A 19668-nucleotide genomic window follows, 5' to 3' on the forward strand; every position below is an offset into this window, starting at 1 on the left:
GGCCAGACCGGCCCGGCGGGTCGGTCTGCAAAAACTGGAGGAAATCACGATGCGATCAGGGGCACAGCCAGAGTTTCTGGCACGCCCTGGCGATCACGTGCGCCGGCGGGACAACCGGCTCCTCGACGGAAGGCCGACGCGCCCGTTCGAGCAGCATGCGCACCTGTTCCGGGCGCACACGATCGCGCTCCATCACAAGCAGGACCATCGGATCGCTCAAAAGCTCGTCCAGGGTACTGATGCTGTCGTTCATCCGTCGTCTCCTCGAATGCCGGCCCGCGCCGGTTAAATAGGGAGACAATGATGGCTCGCCAATGACGCTTTGCCGGCTTTCGCGTGACTGTTTCGGTTATTTCGTGACTGTTTCGATTAATTTTTGTCACGGTCACGTAATTTCACCCTTCTGTTGGCCCGCTTCATCCGGCACAGCTCATCGGTTTCGGCGCTCAAGCGCCGATCCACCTTCTTTCATAAGGCGGGAAGGGAGGCCGGAGGCCTCAGGCAGGCGGCGCGCCTTCGTGCTGCGGCAAGCCGTCATCGAGCACCACCCAGGGCTGCTTGGAGGCGGTCCAGATGTGCATCTGCGGCTTGAAGACGGACGGATCGTCGAGTGACCCGGTGGTGACGCCTATAATGCCGGCGGCATCGCGCCGCGAAAACATCGTCGTACCGCAGCTTGGGCAAAACCCGCGTTTAATATCCGGCGAGCTGTTCGCGGTCGCCAACGGCCCTTCGACCGTCACATCGTCGATGCGAAACAGCACACGCGCATTGAAGGCGGCGCCGATCGCCTTTTGACAAAGCCGACAATGGCAGATGCGTTCGTTGACGGGCTCGACGTCGGCGCGATAACGCACCGCCCCGCACAGGCATCCGCCCTGATAGTTAGCCATTGCCGTATCCATTCCCGAGAAGATTTGATGCGAGACTATCGAGGCCGGATATCGGGTCAATTCAAAAGCATTGATACGATCCCATCGACTGCAGCGATAAAACTGCCGGCCGCCTCAAGGGAGACCGCCGGCAGCCAATGCCGGCAAGCTATTCGGTTTCGCCGACCACCTCGTCCCAGCTCTTCACCTTGGTCTCGCCGTTGAGGAACGGCAGCGCGGCGGCCGTCAGCTCTGGAGCGAAGAAGACGTCGTAGTGGGTGCGGTTGGGCAGGATCGCCAAGCGGTTCCGTGACAGGTTTTCACGCATCCAGCCGGCGTCCTTCAAACCGCCGCCGAGCATCTGGTAGAACTTGATCTCGTGCTCGGGCTTGTACATGTCGCTGTCGCCGTAGGCCAGCATGACCGGCATCTTCAGCTTGGGAACATCGGCCGAGTAGTCGTAGTTCTGGCGCATGAAGTTGCCGAGCGTATCGAGCAGCTTCGGGAACTCCTCGGGATGCGGCGCCACGGCGACGTAGGATTTGTACATCGGCGTGTCCTTCATGAAATCGGCCGCTGCCGCGCTCACTTGCGCCTGCTGCGGGCGCATCTCGTCATAGAAACCGTCGGCGGCATAGCCGGTCGAGACCAGCACAAGCCGGCGCACCGTTTCGGGGTGCTGGACGGCCATCCGGAAGGCGACACCGCCGCCCAGCGAATAACCCATGACGTCGACCTCGCCGTAACCAAGCCGTTTGACGATATCAGCCATGTCGTCGCCCATCGCCTCCAGCGTGAACGGCCGGTCGCCAAGCGCGGTGCGGCCATGGCCTTGCAGGTCGACGGTGATGACAGTGCGATGCTCGGCAAGCTTCGGCAGGATGGGGGCGAACATGTCCGCTGTGCCGAGACCGCCATGCAGCAGAAGCAGCGGCTCACCCTTGCCGTAGACGGCATAATAGTAATTCAGGCCGTTGATCGGCAGCAGGCCGGATTTTTCAGGCTTCGGCGGTGTCTTCGCTTCGGTCGTCATGGCAGATTTTACCTCGTTTGCGTTGGCGATGCCCGGACAGGCGAGAAGCGCCGTGGCCGAAGCAAGAATGGCGAAAAGCAGGGCTTTGGACATATCGATCTCCTCCAGTCTGTCCGTGTGTCGGTGCGTTCTTGAGCTGGCTGGTGCATCGGCCCCAACCTGGGCGAAAACCGATCGAGAATATTGGTCTGACCGGCTTCCGTCCCAAGGACGAACCAGCGAAATGCAAACCGACATCATCAAGGAGAAATTCCGGGGCTTTCCCGTGGATGGGGATCAACGGCGAAATCGAGGACGCGTCAGTGGCGCTTGGCTTGCACCAGATAGGCATCAATCTCGGTCTCGCCGAGCCACTTGGCCGCTTCCAGCCGATGCAGGCCTTCTACCAGGATATGACGCTTGCCGTCGTGACGGACCTGGATCGGCATCTTCATGCCATTTTCCAGAATGTCCTCAGCGAGATGACGGACCGTCTCGGGATGCAGCGTCTTCTTACGCGCTGTCGGCACGTAGATGTCGTCGACCTTGACCTTCTGCACTCTGAGCATGTCGACCCCCGGGGCGGAACGCCGCCTTGTCCTGAGATAGTCGCTTTGTTGACGAGGGCCAAGGGCATGGCGACGAATAGGGCGGAGGCAACCGGGTTTGTCTGCCGCCGCGCAGTCGATATTGCGTATCAGCCTTTGTAGATACGGTCCTCGAACGGCGTCTCGGCAATCAACGCCTGCAGCCCTGACAGCAACGCCTTCTCGGCGCGGTTCATCGCCTTGTCCGGATTGACCAGCAGGAAGATATCGATGGCCGGCGGCGCATCATAGGGCGGCAGCCGCCACAGCGCGCCGTCGGCCACATCGCGCCGCGCCACATGCAGCGGCAGCGGGCCGATGCCGAGCCCGGCGACGATCATGCGCCGCACCTCCTCCAGGCTGGACGAAACGCCCACGACATCGGCGTTCAGCCGTGCTTCGCTACGCAACAGTGCGACCGGCCGCAGCGCATCCGAAATATGGTCGGTCTGGAACGATACTGACGGCTCGTCGCGGAGATCGGCGAGCGTCAGTCCGGTTTGCCCATAGAGCCTGTGCCGCGGCCCGCAAAAGAAGCCGAAGAACTCGCGATAGACCATGTCGTATTGCAGCGCCGGATCGCGCTGGCTGACCAGGCAGACGCCAAACGAAGCACGGCGCTCCCTCACCTGCTTGGCCACTTCGGTGCTTGCCGCGACCGAAATGGTGATGCTGGCGCGCGGATAGTTGCGGTGGAATTCCGACAGCGCCCGATCGAACAGCGGCGAGACCACATGGCTGGCGGTCGCGATCATGACGTGGCCGGTGACATCGTCGCTGATGCCGCGCATCAAGAGCGGCAGCTGCGATATGGTGCCGAACACCTCGATGCTCTGCTCGTAGAGAAGCCGTCCAACCTCGGTGAGCTCGAAGCGCGTCGCATCGCGTTCGACCAGCCGCCGGCCGACCCGGTCTTCCAGCCGCCGCAGCGCATTGCTGACGCTTGGCTGCTTGAGGTTCAGCCTCTCGGCGGCACGCGTTATGCTCTTCACCTCCGCGATGACGACGAATGTCCGCAAAAGGTTCCAGTCCAGATCCCAGACCAGCCGTTCGGGGCGCGGCAATGCCATTCCTGATATCTATGCTCCCTATTTCCATTATCTATTTGCGCAATGCTACCGCAAAGGCAATCATTGCCGTCAGGAGTGCGCCCCAACGCCTCCCAAGAACAAGCCTTCGCGCTCCATCCAGAGGACAGGTTTCAAATGAACAAGGTATTTTCCGGCATTGCCGTCGCGGCGCTGCTGTTTGCGTCTTCCTTCGCTAACGTCTCGGCCAGGGCCGATGACCTCGAGAAGGTCAAGGCGGCGGACGAATTGAAGATTTCCATGAGCGGGCAGTATCCCCCCTTCAACTTCGTCAACGACCAGAACGAGGTCGTCGGCTTCGACGCCGATATCGGCAAGGCCATCGCCGAGCGTATCGGCGTCAAGGGCACCATCATCACGACCGCCTGGGACGGCATCATCGCCGGCCTGCTCGCCAACAAATACGACACCGTGGTCGGCTCGATGACGATCACGCCGGAGCGTGAGAAGGTGGTCGATTTCGTCGGCCCCTACTATCACGCCGGCCGTGCGGTTTTCGTCAACCAGGATTCCAAGGTGCAGAGCCTCGACGAACTCAAGGGCAAGACCCTTGGCGTGACGCTCGGCGAAACACATGAGAAATGGGCGCGCCAACAGGGCGGCTGGGACATCCGCACCTATAAGGGGCTGCCGGAATTGCTGCTTGAGCTGAAGGCGGGCCGCGTCGACGCCATCGTCGTCGACAACATTCCGGTCATGGTCGCCGTCAAGGAGACCGGCGAGAAGGTACGCAAGCTCGACACGCCGGGTATCGAAGGCGGCAGCGTCGCCATCGGCATCGCCATCCGCAAGGACAATCCCGAGCTCAAGGCCGCCATGCAGAAGGCGCTGGACGGCATGATGGCCGATGGTACCTACGAGAAGATATCGATGCACTGGGTCGGCAGCGACATCCGCTAACTTCGCCAGGCTTCGGCGGTCCAGGCCGCCTGAAGCCGAAAGCCACTGCGCCGGGCCATTCCATGGATTTCTCCTTGATGCAGCGCGTCTTCCCGTTCTTCGTGGAAGCCGCCTTGGTGACGCTGGAACTGACAGCGCTGGCCCTGGTTCTGGGGCTGGCCGTGGCAGCACTTGCCGCGACCGCAAGAATGTCGAGATCGGCGATCCTGCGGGCCGTCGGCACGCTCTATGTGAGCCTGTTTCGCGGCACACCGTGCCTGATCCAGCTCTTCGTGCTCTATTTCGGCGGCCCGCAGATCGGCATCAATCTGGATCCGTTCGCGGCCGGCGTGATCGGCCTCGGCCTCAATATCGGCGCGTATATGGCGGAATCAATCCGGGGCGCGGTGGTGGCGGTCGACCGCGGCCAGACGGAGGCAGCCCGCACGATCGGATTCGGCCGGTTCCAGACCTTGCGCAAGGTGGTGCTGCCGCAAGCCGCCAGGCTGATGATCCGCCCGCTCGGCGTCAACACGGTTGCGCTGCTGAAAGGCTCGGCCCTGGTGTCCACCATCTCGGTCGTGGAATTGACCTACACCGCGCAGCGCTTCATCGGCTCCACCTACAAGCCGTTCGAAATCTTCGGCGTCGCGGCCCTGCTCTACATGATCATGGTCTATGCCGTCGCCCGCATAGTCGACATGCTCGACAAACGCTTCGCGATCGTCTGAGGCAGAACACGATGCAAGGCCTGGATTTCACAGTCATCGCGCCCTACTGGGATCTTCTGCTGACCGGCGCCTGGTGGACATCAGTGCTGACGGTCTCGGCGGGAGCGCTTAGCTTCGCCGGCGGCATCTTCTTTGCGGTTGTCGTACTCTACGCGCCGGCAATCCTGGCCTACCCCGTGCGCGCCTTCATGTGGGTGTTCATGGGCACGCCGCTGCTGTTGCAGCTCTTCCTGATCTATTTTGGCCTGGTGCAGGTCGGCATCGACATCCCTGCCCTCGTGGCCGGCATTGTCGGCCTTGGACTGCATTTTGCCGTCTACAATGCCGATGTCATCCGCGCGGGCATCGTGGCCGTCGATGTCGGCCAGACGGAAGGTGCACGCAGCATCGGCTTCGGCAAGTGGCAGACGCTGCGCCATGTCGTGATACCGCAGGCCATCCGCAACACGGCGCCGCCGATCGGCAGCAATTTGATCGCGCTGTTGAAGGAATCCTCCATCGTCTCGGTCATCGGCATTGCCGAGCTGGTTCACTCGGCGCAACTGGCGATCAGCGAAACGTTTCGCCCTTTCGAATTCTACATCACTGCCGCCGCGCTCTACTACATTCTCAACCTCGCGCTCGAAGCGGCCCTGCATAGGTTCGAAAGACATGTGGAGGTTTCCCGATGAGCACGCAGCGGCCGATGGTCGAGGTCCGCGGCGCACGCAAATCGTTTGGCGCCGTCGAGGTCCTCAGAGGTATCGACCTATCGGTCGAACGTGGGCAGATCGTCGCAATCATCGGCCCGAGCGGCTCCGGCAAGAGCACGCTGCTGCGTTCCATCAACCATCTCGAGGGTTTGAACAGCGGTGAGGTCTGGCTGGACGGCCTGCAGGTCAACCAGAAGCTGCATGGCCAGGCGTTCGAAAGGCACATCAACAAGGTGCGCCAGCAGATGGGCATGGTGTTCCAGCACTTTAACCTGTTCCCGCATTTGACCGTGATCGAGAACATCACGATGGGGCCGGTGATCCTGAAAAGCATGCCGAAAGCCGAAGCTCGTGCGCTGGCGCTTGGTCTTTTGTCCAAGGTCGGGCTCTCCGACAAGATCGACGCCTATCCCTCGCGTCTTTCGGGCGGGCAGAAGCAGCGCGTCGCGATTGCCCGCGCGCTGGCCATGCAGCCCAAGGTGATGCTGTTCGACGAGGCCACCTCGGCGCTCGATCCGGAGCTGGTCGACGAGGTCAACGCGGTGATGAAGCAGCTTGCCGCCGAGCACATGACCATGCTCATCGTAACGCACGAAATGCGCTTTGCCGGCGAAGTGGCCGACAGGGTGCTGTTCATGGATGGCGGCGTGGTGGTGGAAGAAGGCCCGCCGGGCGACATCTTCCGCGCCCCGCAAAAAGAACGCACCCGCACCTTCCTCAAGAAATACCTTTCCGCCTGAGTACGACGATGATCAGATTGACCACTGAATTCCCCGATTTCGGACTGACGCCGGAGCAGCGCCGGCACGCAGTGCGCGGCCACTATTATGAGTGGCCGGGCATGGATGGCGAGCGCGGCGAAATCTGGTGCTACAGCGACCGCTTTTCCTACCGCGCCGGCGAGACAGTGACGCTGCATGTCAGTTCGACGGCTCCGTCCTTCAGCATGACGATCGTCCGCGACGGCGGCACCGAGACAAAGGTGTTCGAGAAGTCCGGCATTGCGGCGCGTTGGCAGGAAAGTCCAGACCAGTGCTCGGCCGAAGGCTGCGGCTGGGAAGCCTCGTTCGAATTCAGCGTCGGCAGCGACTGGCCGTCCGGCGCTTACCGGGTGACGCTGACTGCTGAAGGCCGCGACGGCAAGCCGATCCAATCCCATCATCTTTTCATCGTCGCGCCCCTGCCCGGCAAGAAGCCAGGCCGTGTGCTGCAGGTGGCGGCGACAGGCACCTGGCTCGCCTACAACACCTGGGGCGGCTCCAATCACTACCAGGGCATCACCGGGCCGGACCGTAACGAATATTCTCCGATCGTCTCGACGCAGCGCCCCTGGTGCCGCGGCTTCGTCGTGCTGCCCAAGGAGGCGCCGCGTGTGCCGTTGGAAGTCGCGGTGCCGCCGAAGACAGTGCCGCGCTATCCACACATGGAATGGGCGCTCGCCACCGGCCATTCGAAGAAATACGCATCGTCGGGCTGGGCGAGCTATGACAGCCACTTCTTCCGCTTCGCCGAACGGGCGGGCTACGCCGTCGATCTCGCCAGCCAGCACGATCTGCATTTCTCGCCCGACATTCTCGATGGCTACGACTGCGCCGTCTTTGTCGGCCATGACGAGTACTGGACCTGGGAAATGCGCGATGCGGTCGACAGCTACGTCGAACGTGGCGGCCATGCGGCGCGCTTCGCCGGCAACTTCATGTGGCAGACGCGGCTGGAGGATGAAGGCCGGCGGCAGGTCTGCTACAAATACCGCGCCCGAGCCGAGGACCCCGCCTATCGCGGCGGCGACGTCACCCGCGCCACCAATTCCTGGGAGGCGCCCGAGATCGGCCGGCCGGGTTCGGCGACCTTCGGGCTCAACGCCACACGCGGCCTCTATGCCGGATGGGGCGGCTGCGCGCCACGCGGCGTGCGCGGCTTTCCCGTGTATCGGCCCGAGCACTGGGCCTTTGCCGGAACCGGCATCTACTATGGCGACCTGCTTGGCGCCGACAGCCATGTCTATGGCTATGAGGTCGACGGGCTGGATTTCGAAATCCGCGGCGGCCTTCCCTACCCGACCGCGACCAGCGGCGCACCGGACGGCTTGCAGGTTCTCGCCGTCGGCATGGCCAGCCAGGTCGAGGAAAGCGCCGATATCCCGATCGAGGATCAGTTTCTCACCGACGAGGATGGTCGCTTCAGCGCCGAGACGCTGTTCGGCGATCGGAGCGACGCCAATCTGGAAAAAGTCAAACGCGGCAACGGCATGATCGTCAATTTCCCGCGCGGCAAGGGCGAGGTCTTCCACGCCGGAAGCTGCGAATGGGTCGCCGGCCTGCTGAGGCAGGACCCGATGGTCGAACGCGTTACCCAAAATGTCCTCGATCGTTATCTCGGAAAGTCCTGACATGTCGAAAGCCCAGACCGCCGCCCCGGACACCGAAGCCCGGCGCCAATCGCATCTGTTCTATCTCTCCAGCCTGCGCCGGCCGCTGATCGACCGTGCCGAGGGCATCTATATGTGGACGCAGGACGGCCGCCGCTTCATCGACGGATCAAGCGGCCCGATGGTCGCCAATATCGGTCATTCCAACCGCAATGTGCTCGACGCCATGAAGCGGCAGATGGACCGCGCCACCTTCGCCTACCGGCTGCATTTCGAGAACGAACCGGCAGAAGAGCTGGCGCGTGAGCTGGCCGGCAAGCTGCCCGAAGGCATGGATCGCATCTTCTTCGTCTCAGGCGGCTCGGAAGCGACCGAATCCTGCATCAAGCTGGCGCGGCAGTGGGCGGTGGCCACCGGCCAGGCCAGCCGCTGGAAGGTGATCACGCGCTTCCCCTCCTATCACGGCGGCACGCTGGGTTCACTGTCGATCACCGGCGACTACGCGCTGGCCGAGACCTTCACGCCAATGATGCGGGTGATGCCGACCGTGCCGGCACCGGCGGCCTGGCGCGACCGCGACAATCTCTCGATGGAACAGCGCGGTCTCCGCTATGCCGACATGCTGGAGGAGAAGATCCTGGCCGAGGGGCCGGAGAGCGTGGTCGCCTTCATCATGGAACCGATCGGCGGCGCGGCGACAGCGGCGCTTGTCGCGCCGGACAGTTATTATGGGCGCATCCGCGAAATCTGCGACCGCTACGGCATCCTGCTCATCCATGACGAAGTGATGAGCGGCGCCGGCCGCACGGGAAAATTCCTCGGCGGCGACCATTGGAACTGCAAGCCGGACATCGTCGCGCTATCAAAAGGCCTGGGATCGGGTTACGCGCCGCTCGGCGCGCTGGCGGCGCCGATGCGGCTGGTGCAGCCGCTGCTCGCCTCCGGCGGCTTCCAGCACGGCCATACCTATGCCGGCAATCCGCTCGCCTGCGCCGCAGGGCTGGCCGTGCTCGGCGAAATGGACCGCCTCGACCTGATCGCCAATGCCGCCGCCATGGGCGATGTGCTGATGGACGGATTGCGAGAGCTAGCCGAGCGCTTCCCGTTCATCGCCGACGTGCGCGGCAAGGGCCTGCTCACCGGCGCCGAGATGCTTGCCGATCCCGAAACGCTGCGGCCGATCGACCAGAGCAGGAAGGCGACGCAGCGCCTGCTCGACCTCGCCTATGAGCGCGGGCTGATCATCTACGGCCGCAAGGTCAAGGGCGGTGTCGACGGCGACAATTTCATGGTCGCACCACCGATGATCGTCACCAGCGAGCAGGTCGGCGAGATCATCTCCATCATCGGCGACTCGCTCGAAGTCCTGGCTGCCGAACTCGACCTTCCGGTCGAAGGCCGGGGATAAAACAATGGCGCCGAGAAAGGTCATCATCACCTGCGCCGTCACCGGCTCGGTGCATACACCGTCCATGTCGCCTTATCTGCCGGTAACGCCGGACCAGATCGCGGCGGATGCCATCGCCGCGGCCGAGGCCGGCGCCTCGATCCTGCACTTGCATGCCCGCGACCCAAAAGACGGACGGCCTACGGCCGATCCGGACGTGTTCATGCAGTTCCTGCCGCGCATCAAGCAGGCGACGTCGGCGGTGATCAACATCACAACCGGCGGCTCCTCCCTGATGACGCTGGACCAGCGGCTGGCGGCACCTTTGCGGGCCGAGCCCGAAATGTGTTCGCTCAACATGGGCTCGATGAATTTCGCGCTGTTCCCGATGCTCGACAAGCCAAGGGAATGGCAACACGAATGGGAACCGAAGTTGCTGGAAGCCACACGCGACACGATCTTCAAGAATACCTTCGCCGACATGGAGGGCGTTCTCGAGAGACTGGGCAAGGGTTGTGGCACGCGTTTCGAATTCGAGTGCTACGATGTCGGCCATCTCTATTCGCTGGCGCATTTCCGCGACCGGGGGCTGGTGTCGGGGCCGCTGTTCGTCCAGTTCGTGCTGGGTATTCTTGGCGGCATTGGCGCCGATCCGGACAATCTCATCCACATGAAGCGCATCGCCGACAAGCTGTTCGGCGACAGCTACCAGTTCTCGGTGCTGGCCGCGGGCCGCCACCAGATGCCGCTGATCTCTATCGCCGCGGCCATGGGCGGCAATGTCCGTGTCGGGCTCGAAGACAGTCTCTACGACGGCCGCCAGCTGGCGAAATCCAATGCCGATCAGGTGCGCCGTATCCGTGGCATTCTCGATGGACTGTCGCTGGAGGTTGCCACCCCGGCCGAAGCACGCGACATGCTGGGGCTGAAGGGTGGCGACAGGGTAGCGTTTTAATGCGACTGGCTGAGATGATAGTGCTCCGTCACACCTTGGCTCCCTGCTTGCCATGACAAGTCCGGAAAAAATCCTCCTCCGCCCCGGACGAATCGAAGACGTCGAAACCATCCATGCCGCAATTCTGAAGCTCGGCACCCATATCGGCGCGCCCGAAGAAATCGTCTCAACGCCAGACGATCTCAGGACCTGGGGCTTTGGCGAAAGACCTGCCTTCTCGACCCTGATCGCCGAAGTCGATGGCGAATTCGCCGGACTGTGCCTCTATTTCCCGATCTTCTCGACCTGGATGGGGCGGCCCGGCGTCTATGTGCAGGACCTCTATGTCGAGGACCGGTTTCGCGGTCGCAGGATCGGCGAGCGCCTGCTGCGGCGCGTCGCGACCGAGTGCCGCAAGCAAGGCGGCGCTTATCTCAGATTGTCCGTCGATACCGACAATGAGAGCGCAAAGGCCTTTTATGAAAGGCTGGGCATCGCCTGGTCGAGCTACGAGCAGACGCAGAAGATCATCGGCGACGCTTTCTTCGCCTTTGCCGACGCGCCGGAGGAAAAAGAATGAAAGCCTTCTACGCGCAGGAGCAGAAGCGCCACGACCCCAAGGCTTTCCTTTCCAGCGGCGCCCCGCAGCCCAATCCCGAAAAGCCGGAGCGCGTCGAGAGATTGTTAGCAGGCGCAAAATCGGCCGGCTGCACGATCGAGCGGCCGCGCAATCACGGACTTGGTCCGGTCGCGGCGGTGCACACGCCCGAATATCTCGATTTCCTGGAGCATATCTACACGCGTTGGCAACGCATCGAGGGTGCCTCGGCTGAAGTGATCCCCAACATTCACCCGATCGCGCGCAACGGCTCCTATCCGGCCTCCGCGGTCGGCCAGGCTGGGTACCACATGGCCGACACGGCCTGCCCGATCTCTGGCGAGACCTGGCAAAGCGCGCTGTGGAGCGCCTGGAGCGCGGTCGAGGCGGCGGAAGCGGTGATGGCGGGCGCGCCGGCCGCCTATGCGCTTTGCCGCCCCCCCGGTCACCATGCGTTCGCCGACGTCGCCGGCGGCTTCTGCTTCATCAACAATTCGGCCGTCGCAGCACAGGTACTGCGCCGCCAAGCGGCACGGGTTGCGATCCTCGATGTCGATCTGCATCACGGCAACGGCACGCAAGGCATCTTCTATGCGCGGCCCGACGTGCTCACCGTGTCGCTGCATGCCGACCCGGTGCGCTTCTATCCGTTCTTCTGGGGACATGCCGACGAGCGCGGCGAAGGCCCCGGTCTCGGCTATAATTTCAACCTGCCCTTGCCACGCAAATCCGCCGACGCGGCGTTTCTGGAAGCGCTTCAGGTGGCGTTCCAGCGTATCCGCGCCTTCGCGCCCGACGCGCTGGTCGTGGCGCTCGGGCTCGACGCATTCGAGGGTGATCCGTTCGGCGGGCTTTCGGTGACGACGCCAGGTTTCTCGCGCATCGGCGAAGCCATCGCCAAGCTCGGCCTGCCGACGACAATCGTTCAGGAAGGCGGCTATCTCTGCGACGAACTCTGTGACAACCTCACCGCTTTCCTGACCGGGTTCGGCACCAAGGCACGCTGACAGGTCGAGCTGCGCCTGAGACCTCCATCGGTCAGAGCGAGAGCGGGAAATTTTCCACGCAATGTTTCGATCGGAAAATCCACCATCGTCTCCATCGCGCTGTTATTCCCAGATAATTCAACTTCCGAGTCGATCAAGGACAGGGATTGCCGACCCGCTGATGAATGGCGTCCACTGCCTTCTGCATCTCTTCGGTCCAGACAACCTCCACTGAAGACAGCGCCATTTCCAGCTGCGAAATGGTCGTCGCGCCAATGATGTTCGACGTGACAAAGGGCCGGCTCGATACATAGGCGTTGGCGAACAGCGCCGGCTCCAGGCCGAAGGAGCGCGCCAGCTCGTTGTATTCAAGCTGCGCCTCGGCGGCATTGGGGGTCTCGTAACGCTGGCCGCGGTTGAAGAGCTGCGAGCGCGACCCCTGCGGGCGCGCGCCGTGATCGTATTTGCCTGAGAGATAGCCCTGCGCGAGCGGCGAATAGGCAAGCAGCGACACCTCTTCGCGATCGCAGACTTCGGCGAGGTTCACCTCGAAGGTCCGGTTGACCAGATTATAGGCGTTCTGGATCGAGGCGACCCGTGGACCAATAGCTTTGTCAGCCTCTGCAATGAAGCGCATGACGCCCCAGGAACTCTCGTTGGACAGGCCGAAATGGCGGATCTTTCCGGCCTTCACCAGGTCATCGAAGACGGCAAGCGTCTCCGCGATCGGCGTTTCTCCGGTCGGCGCCCCGACGGAATCAGCGCGGCGCGCCACGGCCCCGACGCGCGTCGGATTGGCGCCCCAGGGTATGTCCCGCTCCGGCCAGTGGATCTGGTAGAGATCGACATAGTCCGTGCCGAGCCTGGCCAGGGACTTGTCGACGGCATCGAAGATATCGGCGCGCACCAGCTGCGACGGCCTGTCGCCGCGAAACCAGCTGTTTGCGGTGCGACCGACGACCTTGGAGGCGAGTATCACCTTGTCGCGGTTGCCCTTTGCCTTCATCCAGCTGCCGATGATCTTCTCGGTCCGCCCTTGCGTCTCCGCCTTGGGCGGGATCGGGTAGAGCTCGGCAGTGTCGATGAAATTCACCCCGCGCGAAAAGGCCAGGTCCATCTGGGCGTGGCCGTCGGCTTCGGTGTTCTGCTGGCCCCAGGTCATCGAACCGAGGCAGATCTGGGTGACAAGAAGATCGGTCCGACCGAGACGGCGTTTGTGCATGGAAGTGTGCTCCGGCGGGAAAAGCTTGCGCGGCTGCGCGGGGAAGGAATTTTCATCCTACAAGAAAGCAGAGGCGCTCTCCAAGCCTCGGCAAACCGACTTTTGCGTGAACCAGACTGCGCTAGCGGCGAGCCCCTGCCAGGGCGCGCCGCTTGGCCTCGTCGATCAGCATGTTAGCCACCTGCATGCGGATCATGGCGCGCTGGCGCAGGTGCGGCGCGACGCGATCGGGATGGTTCGAAAAGGCGAAGCTGCGGCGCATGCGGCCAAAATCGGCGACAGCCTTAGGCGTGTCCAATCCCAATTCCACGGCAATCGATTCGGGATCGATCGGCGGCAGTTTTTCTTCGGGCCTTGTCTCTTCGCCCGCAAGTGCCAGCTTCGCATGATCGAGCAGGGCCGCGAATTCTGCGGCGAGATCCGCGCCTGCCTCGCGATATTCCGTGGCAAATCCGCTGCCAGAAACCTTGATGCGGCCCGAATGGAGCTCGTCGGCGACGGAAAGATAGTCAAACGGAATCGACGGGCGAGTGGCGGCCTCTTCGCCTCCCCCGTCCTTGTCGGAGGCAACGAAGAGATCATCGAGCAACGAAGCGAAATCCCGCTTGGCGCTGGTAACGATGTCAGCCTCCCCAGTCTCACGGTGTGTCCGAGACATCCACCTTAGGGTCCGCTCGTTAAAAATGCATGCCGCCGATTTTAACAATTGAAGGTTTACGGGGCTGGACCACGCCCGGTCAGTCACAAAAAGCCGGACTGCGGTTGGTGCAGTCCGGAATTCGCCAGAAGCGGCGAGGAAAAACCGGCCATGTGCCAGCAACAGGGATACGATTCGCGATCTGCGAAAGTTTCAGGCGATGCAGGATCATGGCAGAAAATTTTGCTGAGCATGGCAGGCATGCAAATGCTGCACTGCACAATTGTCACGAATCCCCTATACTCGGACGCTGGGAGGTCCAACAGGGGCCTGGATTATGGGGTTCTTCACTGAAATGTTCGCACGGCCACGGCCGCAGGAACATCTGCGTTATCGTGCCGCGCTCGCGCTGCTGCATTCCATGAGCAATGCGGACCGCGCCGACATCGGCATCAAGCCCGCCGATTTCCCGCGCGTCGCCCGCGAAATGTCCGTCCGCTAGTTCGGCCAGCCAGGGATATTCCGGCTCCGGCCGGGCACCCCCTTGAAGGCGTGATCCGTCAACGCGAGCCCAGGAACGTTGCCTTGCCCAGCGGCACACCATTATGGCGAAGAATGTCGTAGGCGGTGGTGAGGTGGAAATAGAAGTTGGGCATGGCCAGATGCAGGAGGTACTGCAGACCGGCCATCGAAACCTCGCGCCCGCCGAGCCTGACCTCGACAATTCGCTCGTCCGAACTTTCCAGATCGGCCGCGGAGAACGTCGCCAGATGGTCAAGCGTCTTGGCGATGCGCGCCTGCAATTCGGCAAAGCTCGCCTCGTTGTCCTCGTATTTGGGAACCTCCCGGCCGGCGAGCCGCGATGGGGCTCCCTTGGCGTGGTCGGTGGCGATCTGCACCTGCCTGGTCAACGCGAACATGTCGGGCGCCAGCCGCGCCGTCAAGAACACCTGCGGGTCGATCTTGCGCTCGCCGGCGTTCTGTTCGGCCGTGGACAGCACGCTGGACAGCGCTTTCAACCGGGCCGAAAACACAGCCACCGATACTTCATACATGGATAGGGTCACGCAATTATCTCCCGGGGCAGTTGAAGCGCCGCGAGCGCGAACTAGCGCCTTCCCGGGCGATTCTTCAAGCGATACCCGCAAGGCGTCACCACGTCGCCGCAATCACCGTGGTAGAATCTCCGTTACCGCGTGGAGATTGCCGATGAGACACGCTTTTCTCGCAGCGACTGCCTTGTTCTCCCTTGCCTCGATCGCCCAGTCGGCACCTGCCGACGAGGCGCCCTACGTCGATGACAGGTCGAGCGCCGAGGCAGTTGTCCGCTCGCTCTACAGTGCCATCAACCGGCATGAATTCGCACGTGCCTGGGGTTATTATGGCGATACCAAGCCGGCCAAGGACTTCGACAGCTTCGTCAAGGGCTATGACGGTACCGACAAGGTGGATGTCAGGACCGGCGCCGTATCCAATGAGGGCGCGGCAGGCAGCATCTACTACAGCGTGCCGGTCGCCATCCAGGCAACCGACAAGAAGGGCGAGGCGAAGGTCTTTGCCGGCTGCTACACACTGCGCCAGGTCAATGCCCAGATTCAGGCGCCGCCATTCCAGCCGATCTTCATCGACAGCGGAGCGCTGAAGCCGTCGAGCGCGGATTTCGAGGAGGCTGTGCCGGCTAGCTGTGGCGACGGCCCGCCGCCGCCGAAGAGGGATGCAGCGCTGGAGCAGGCCAAGAAGGCTTTCCTGGCCAGCTATAGCGACCAGTGCGACAAGGATCTCGCGGCCAAGGAGCCGGAGATTTTTTCCATCAAATACAGGGACAAGGATGCGGCGGCCGGCGATCCCGACAAGGAAACGCGCCTGTTCCATTTTTCCTGCTCGGCGGCCGCCTACAATGAAAGCTCGATCTACTACATGACCGACGAGGCGAACGGTGTCAGGCAATTGCAGTTCACCGAACCGGAGATGGACATCCGCTACGTGAACAACGACAGCGAAGGCATGGTCGAATCCATGCACATCGTCGGCTTCCGGACCACTGGCTGGGCGACCAATTCCAGCTACGACCAGGACGCCCACACGATCACCACCTTCAACAAGTGGCGCGGCGCCGGCGATGCCTCGTCAGCAGGCACCTATCTGTTCCGCAACGGCGATTTTTCGCTCGTCCAGTACGACGTCGACGCCTCCTATGACGGCGAGGAAAACCCGCAGACGGTTGTCGACTACAACACCGCTCCCTGAGCCGTGCGGCGTCCGATCAGGGCGCCTTCGACAGCATCCAGTTCAACGCGCCGCGCCAGTCGACCATGCGGATGGGGGTGCCGTGCGTGCCCGTCTCGAAGCGCACGAAGCGGGTCGGATAGGCTTTCGACTTGGCGATGATGGACCGGAAGAAGGCTTCCTGGTTTGCCACGGGAAAGACCACGTCATGGCTGCCCTGACCGAAGAAAACCGGCACGTGGCGCCTGAAGGCAGGGCTGGAGAAGAAACTCTCGTCCCACAGCGAGCCAAGCAGCAGAAGCCCACCGATTTGCCTGCCCGTGTCCGTGCGGGCGGCAAGCTTCCAGCACAATGCGCCGCCCATCGAGCCGCAGGCGACGACGATCTTCGCGCCCGGCGACTGTTGCGCATAGTGATCGATCAGCGCCGCGACCTGTGCCGCGCCCTTGTCGCCGAAATCGGGGAAGTCAGGGCTGAGATAAAGGCCGCCATTGCCTGCCATCAGGTTTTTGATGCGGTTGAAATTGCCGCCGAAAGTGAAGTCATCGACACCTTGCTTGCGGCTGCCGCCCTGCCCGTGCAGGTAGAGCACGATGACGGAAGCCCCTTGCGTCTTGCCTACGGCGATGTGCCGGACGTCGCCGGCATCGGTTTTCAACAGCAGATCCTGCTGCACCTTGCGCACACCGGTATCGGTATACTGTGCATGCACGCGCTTTTCCGGCACCTCGTCGCGCTGGTTGATGTCGCGCATCTCGCGGTAGTCGATCACCGTGTAGGCGCCGTCTGACGAGAGCGTCGCGGGATAGGCGAACAGATCGTCCTTGAAGGGTTTTAGTTGGAGAGCAGAGGCCTGGGCAGCAGAAAACAGGAAAAATATCGAAATCAGAAAGGCAGGGAGCGTGAGCACCCCCCTCTGGCCTGCCGGCCATCTCCCCCTCAAGGGGGGAGATTGGCAGTTTCGGCGGGGGCGCCCTTCTGCCGGCCGTCGAGATTGGCGAAAGCCGAAATGATGTCCAATCTCCCCCCTTGAGGGGGAGATGGCCGGCAGGCCAGAGGGGGGTAGAAGCGTTGACATTAACGAAATGAAACCGGAAGCCATACCGCAGGCTTGCGTAATTCGGCCCGGGTTTGTCAATCCTGCAGCACGCCGCCGGCGCCTTCCAGCGCCTCGCGAGTGTCGACATCGACGGACGCGCCCTCGCCGATCTCTACATCGACGACGTCAAGTCCTCCGGCCTCGACCAGATGGCGTGCGCCGGTATCACCTTCGAGATGGGCGACAGCCGGGAACAGCGAGCGCGGCAGAAGTACCGGGTTGCCGCGTTTGCCAAGGTGCGAGGCGCGGACGACCAAATTGCCTCCCGCCCCGCGAAACGCATCGATCAGCCGGTCGAGATCGCCGGTCGAGACACCCGGCATGTCTCCGAGAACGATCATCGCACCGGCGGCATCTCCCGGCAGATAGGCCATACCGGCTTTCAGGGAGGTGGAGAGCCCATCGGCAAAATCGGGATTGTCGGCGAAAGTCACGTCCAGGCCCGATAACGCGCCGCGCACCCGCTCACGCTGGTGGCCGGTAACGACGATCGTGCCCGAAGCTTTCGAGGCGAGCGCACGCTCTGCTGTACGGCGGACCAACGGTTGGCCGTCGAAAAGCGCCATAAGTTTGTTCGGCCCGCCCATGCGGCTCGAACGGCCTGCCGCCAAAAGCACGATCCCGACCTTGAGCCGGCTTACGGCCGGCAGCGGTTCGCGCGGCTGCGGGCGTGTCGGGATTTCCATCAGCAGGCCGCCGACGCCCATGCCGGCGATGTCGGTCGCCGTTACGTCGAGGCCGGCGATCAGCCGGTCGAGCACCCAGTCGAAGCCGTTCTCCTTGGGGCTGCGGGCGCAGCCCGGCGCGCCGATGATCTGCTTGCCGGCGAGCCTGCCGAGCACCAGTAGATTGCCGGGGTCGACCGGCATGCCGGCGCGGATGACAGTACCGCCCGCTTCCTCGATCGCGGCCGGAACGACGTCGGCGAAATCGCTCATGGCCGAAGCGCCGAAGATCACGACCATGTCGTTATCGCGCGCCAGCGAGGCGGCCGCCTCGGCAACCGGCGCAACCTCGTGCGGCGTGCGGCGCTCGGCCGTCAGCCGCCCGCCCGAACGCGCCAGCCGTGCCTCGGTGACGCGCAGCGTCTTGTCGAGCACGCTCGGCTTGACGCCCGGCAAGACGGTCTGGATAACACCGACACGAATGGGCCGATAGGCATTGACGGCAAAGATCTCGCCGCCGGCGCAGATTTCCATGACCGCATCGACCAGCGCCGACCCAACGGCGAAGGGAATGATCTTCACGGTTGCCACCATCTGGCCCTTTTCGACCGGCGCATGCTGGCCAAGCGTGGCGATGGTGATGGTTGGATCGACGGCATTGATGGCGTCGATCATCGCGCTGTTGACGGTGAAGACGCCAGCGGCTTCGGCATGGAGGTTGACCCGCCCCGTCGCGGCAGGCTTGGCCGCGACATTGCGGTGGCGCATACCGGTCGCGATCCGTTCGGCGGCGGCGTCTTCGCCCAGATCGCCGGGAGAAAGCACGGCCGCGACGACTTCGCTGATGCCCGCCGCTTTCAGCACCCCGACATCCTCTGCACTCAGCCGATGCGCTTTGCGGAAACGTCGCTCGCCGACCGTCGTCGCGTGCGCAAGCACGGCGCCTTCGGCCTGTTCGATAGGAACCGGGCCGAATTTCACGCTGCGGCTTCCCTGGCTTCAAGGCCGCGCGAGCGAAACGCGTGAATGACCTGCGCCAGCACGGCGACGGCGATCTCGGCGGGGCTGGCCGCGCCGATATCGAGACCGATCGGCGCCTGGATGCGACCGATCTGCTCGGAACTGGCGCCCAGCGCCAACAGGCGCTCGACACGCTTGGCATGGGTTTTCCTGCTGCCGAGTGCCCCGACATAGAAGCACCTGGCGTCGAGCGCCGCCTTCAGCGCGAAATCGTCGATCTTGGGATCGTGGGTGATGGCAGCGACTGCCGTGTAGCTGTCGAGTGGCTGTCGTTGCAGGACCTCCTCAGGCCATTCGGCGTGCAAAGCGACATCGGGAAAGCGGTCCGACGTGGCAAAAGCCGTGCGCGGATCGATGATCTCGACTGGATAGCCGGCGATCCTGGCCATTGGCGCCAGCGCCTGGCTGATATGCACGGCACCGATCACCACCAGGCGAGGATGCGGCAGATGCGCGTTGAGAAAAAAGGTCCGCCCTTCCGCTTCGACCGAGCCGGAATTCCCGGTGCGGAACGCCTTGCTGATCGCGGCACCGAGATCGCCGGCGACCGGATCGCCTTCGCGCACGATACGGTCGCGGCCGTCACCAAGATCGGTGACCAGGATCGCGGCGCGGCGGGCGCGGCGCTCGGCGTTGAGTGTTTTCAGCGCATAGGGATCCATTGA

At 63.0% G+C, this 19668-nt stretch carries 22 protein-coding genes; 11 read left to right on the forward strand and 11 right to left on the reverse strand.

Annotated features, from left to right (window positions below; genetic code table 11):
- Window positions 1–55: 55 nt before the first annotated feature.
- From FJ940_RS07605 to FJ940_RS07625, 5 genes are all read right to left on the reverse strand, one after another.
- Complete coding sequence (locus tag FJ940_RS07605) at window positions 56–253, reverse strand: hypothetical protein (protein WP_140493757.1); 198 nt, start codon at window positions 251–253, stop codon at window positions 56–58.
- A gap of 244 nt (window positions 254–497) precedes the next feature.
- Window positions 498–893 (reverse strand): GFA family protein, encoded by a 396-nt coding sequence (locus FJ940_RS07610; protein ID WP_140564659.1) that lies wholly within the window; start codon window positions 891–893, stop codon window positions 498–500.
- 148 nt (window positions 894–1041) lie between these two features.
- Window positions 1042–1998 carry an alpha/beta hydrolase gene (locus FJ940_RS07615; protein ID WP_140656024.1) on the reverse strand — a complete coding sequence of 319 codons (957 nt, stop codon included), beginning with the start codon at window positions 1996–1998 and terminating at the stop codon, window positions 1042–1044.
- Window positions 1999–2204: 206 nt separating this feature from the next.
- Window positions 2205–2453 (reverse strand): ParB N-terminal domain-containing protein, encoded by a 249-nt coding sequence (locus FJ940_RS07620; protein WP_006206067.1) that lies wholly within the window; start codon window positions 2451–2453, stop codon window positions 2205–2207.
- 128 nt (window positions 2454–2581) lie between these two features.
- Window positions 2582–3541, reverse strand: a complete 960-nt coding sequence (locus FJ940_RS07625) for a LysR family transcriptional regulator (protein WP_140564662.1) — start codon at window positions 3539–3541, stop codon at window positions 2582–2584.
- Window positions 3542–3676: 135 nt separating this feature from the next.
- On the opposite strand from FJ940_RS07625, the gene FJ940_RS07630 reads away from it, so the two are divergent.
- The 9 genes from FJ940_RS07630 to FJ940_RS07670 all read left to right on the forward strand — a co-directional run bounded on the left by FJ940_RS07630 (window position 3677) and on the right by FJ940_RS07670 (window position 12155).
- Window positions 3677–4459 carry an ABC transporter substrate-binding protein gene (locus FJ940_RS07630; protein WP_140564664.1) on the forward strand — a complete coding sequence of 261 codons (783 nt, stop codon included), beginning with the start codon at window positions 3677–3679 and terminating at the stop codon, window positions 4457–4459.
- Window positions 4460–4521: 62 nt separating this feature from the next.
- On the forward strand, window positions 4522–5169 hold the full coding sequence (locus tag FJ940_RS07635) for an amino acid ABC transporter permease (RefSeq protein WP_140493767.1): 648 nt from the start codon (window positions 4522–4524) through the stop codon (window positions 5167–5169).
- A gap of 11 nt (window positions 5170–5180) precedes the next feature.
- Entirely contained in the window at window positions 5181–5840 is a 660-nt protein-coding gene (locus tag FJ940_RS07640; protein ID WP_140522073.1) for an amino acid ABC transporter permease, read from the forward strand.
- Window positions 5837–6601: an amino acid ABC transporter ATP-binding protein gene (locus FJ940_RS07645; protein ID WP_140493771.1), complete on the forward strand. Its 765-nt coding sequence runs from the start codon at window positions 5837–5839 to the stop codon at window positions 6599–6601. The genes FJ940_RS07640 and FJ940_RS07645 overlap by 4 nt, the downstream gene beginning before the upstream one ends.
- Before the next feature lie 8 nt (window positions 6602–6609).
- Entirely contained in the window at window positions 6610–8250 is a 1641-nt protein-coding gene (locus FJ940_RS07650; protein ID WP_140656027.1) for a N,N-dimethylformamidase beta subunit family domain-containing protein, read from the forward strand.
- Window position 8251: 1 nt separating this feature from the next.
- Window positions 8252–9637: an aspartate aminotransferase family protein gene (locus FJ940_RS07655; protein WP_140493775.1), complete on the forward strand. Its 1386-nt coding sequence runs from the start codon at window positions 8252–8254 to the stop codon at window positions 9635–9637.
- Between the two features lie 4 nt (window positions 9638–9641).
- Window positions 9642–10571 (forward strand): 3-keto-5-aminohexanoate cleavage protein, encoded by a 930-nt coding sequence (locus FJ940_RS07660; RefSeq protein WP_140656031.1) that lies wholly within the window; start codon window positions 9642–9644, stop codon window positions 10569–10571.
- Between the two features lie 52 nt (window positions 10572–10623).
- Window positions 10624–11130: a GNAT family N-acetyltransferase gene (locus FJ940_RS07665; RefSeq protein ID WP_140517682.1), complete on the forward strand. Its 507-nt coding sequence runs from the start codon at window positions 10624–10626 to the stop codon at window positions 11128–11130.
- Window positions 11127–12155, forward strand: coding sequence for a histone deacetylase family protein (locus FJ940_RS07670; protein WP_140656034.1), 1029 nt, complete (start codon window positions 11127–11129; stop codon window positions 12153–12155). Before FJ940_RS07665 ends, FJ940_RS07670 begins: the two co-directional genes overlap by 4 nt.
- A gap of 133 nt (window positions 12156–12288) precedes the next feature.
- On the opposite strand, the gene FJ940_RS07680 is transcribed toward FJ940_RS07670, so the two are convergent.
- Together FJ940_RS07680 and FJ940_RS07685 are read right to left on the reverse strand one after the other, a co-directional pair.
- Window positions 12289–13356 (reverse strand): aldo/keto reductase, encoded by a 1068-nt coding sequence (locus tag FJ940_RS07680; protein WP_140517684.1) that lies wholly within the window; start codon window positions 13354–13356, stop codon window positions 12289–12291.
- A 121-nt stretch (window positions 13357–13477) separates the two neighbouring features.
- Window positions 13478–13945, reverse strand: coding sequence for a hypothetical protein (locus FJ940_RS07685; protein ID WP_140494990.1), 468 nt, complete (start codon window positions 13943–13945; stop codon window positions 13478–13480).
- A 385-nt stretch (window positions 13946–14330) separates the two neighbouring features.
- On the opposite strand from FJ940_RS07685, the gene FJ940_RS07690 reads away from it, so the two are divergent.
- Entirely contained in the window at window positions 14331–14495 is a 165-nt protein-coding gene (locus tag FJ940_RS07690; RefSeq protein WP_140564678.1) for a hypothetical protein, read from the forward strand.
- A 58-nt stretch (window positions 14496–14553) separates the two neighbouring features.
- On the opposite strand, the gene FJ940_RS07695 is transcribed toward FJ940_RS07690, so the two are convergent.
- Complete coding sequence (locus FJ940_RS07695; RefSeq protein WP_140656037.1) at window positions 14554–15060, reverse strand: DUF1993 family protein; 507 nt, start codon at window positions 15058–15060, stop codon at window positions 14554–14556.
- A 142-nt stretch (window positions 15061–15202) separates the two neighbouring features.
- On the opposite strand from FJ940_RS07695, the gene FJ940_RS07700 reads away from it, so the two are divergent.
- Window positions 15203–16240 (forward strand): DUF1176 domain-containing protein, encoded by a 1038-nt coding sequence (locus FJ940_RS07700; protein WP_140656039.1) that lies wholly within the window; start codon window positions 15203–15205, stop codon window positions 16238–16240.
- A 16-nt stretch (window positions 16241–16256) separates the two neighbouring features.
- On the opposite strand, the gene FJ940_RS07705 is transcribed toward FJ940_RS07700, so the two are convergent.
- The 3 genes from FJ940_RS07705 to FJ940_RS07720 all read right to left on the reverse strand — a co-directional run bounded on the left by FJ940_RS07705 (window position 16257) and on the right by FJ940_RS07720 (window position 19665).
- Window positions 16257–17099, reverse strand: a complete 843-nt coding sequence (locus tag FJ940_RS07705; RefSeq protein WP_140564733.1) for an alpha/beta fold hydrolase — start codon at window positions 17097–17099, stop codon at window positions 16257–16259.
- Window positions 17100–17353: 254 nt separating this feature from the next.
- A complete protein-coding gene (locus FJ940_RS07715; RefSeq protein ID WP_140493794.1) occupies window positions 17354–18964 on the reverse strand; it encodes a molybdopterin-binding/glycosyltransferase family 2 protein in 1611 nt (536 codons plus the stop codon).
- Window positions 18961–19665 (reverse strand): XdhC family protein, encoded by a 705-nt coding sequence (locus FJ940_RS07720; RefSeq protein ID WP_140656042.1) that lies wholly within the window; start codon window positions 19663–19665, stop codon window positions 18961–18963. The genes FJ940_RS07715 and FJ940_RS07720 overlap by 4 nt, the downstream gene beginning before the upstream one ends.
- Window positions 19666–19668: the final 3 nt, after the last annotated feature.

Source organism: Mesorhizobium sp. B2-3-7, assembly GCF_006442695.1.
Lineage (GTDB): Bacteria > Pseudomonadota > Alphaproteobacteria > Rhizobiales > Rhizobiaceae > Mesorhizobium.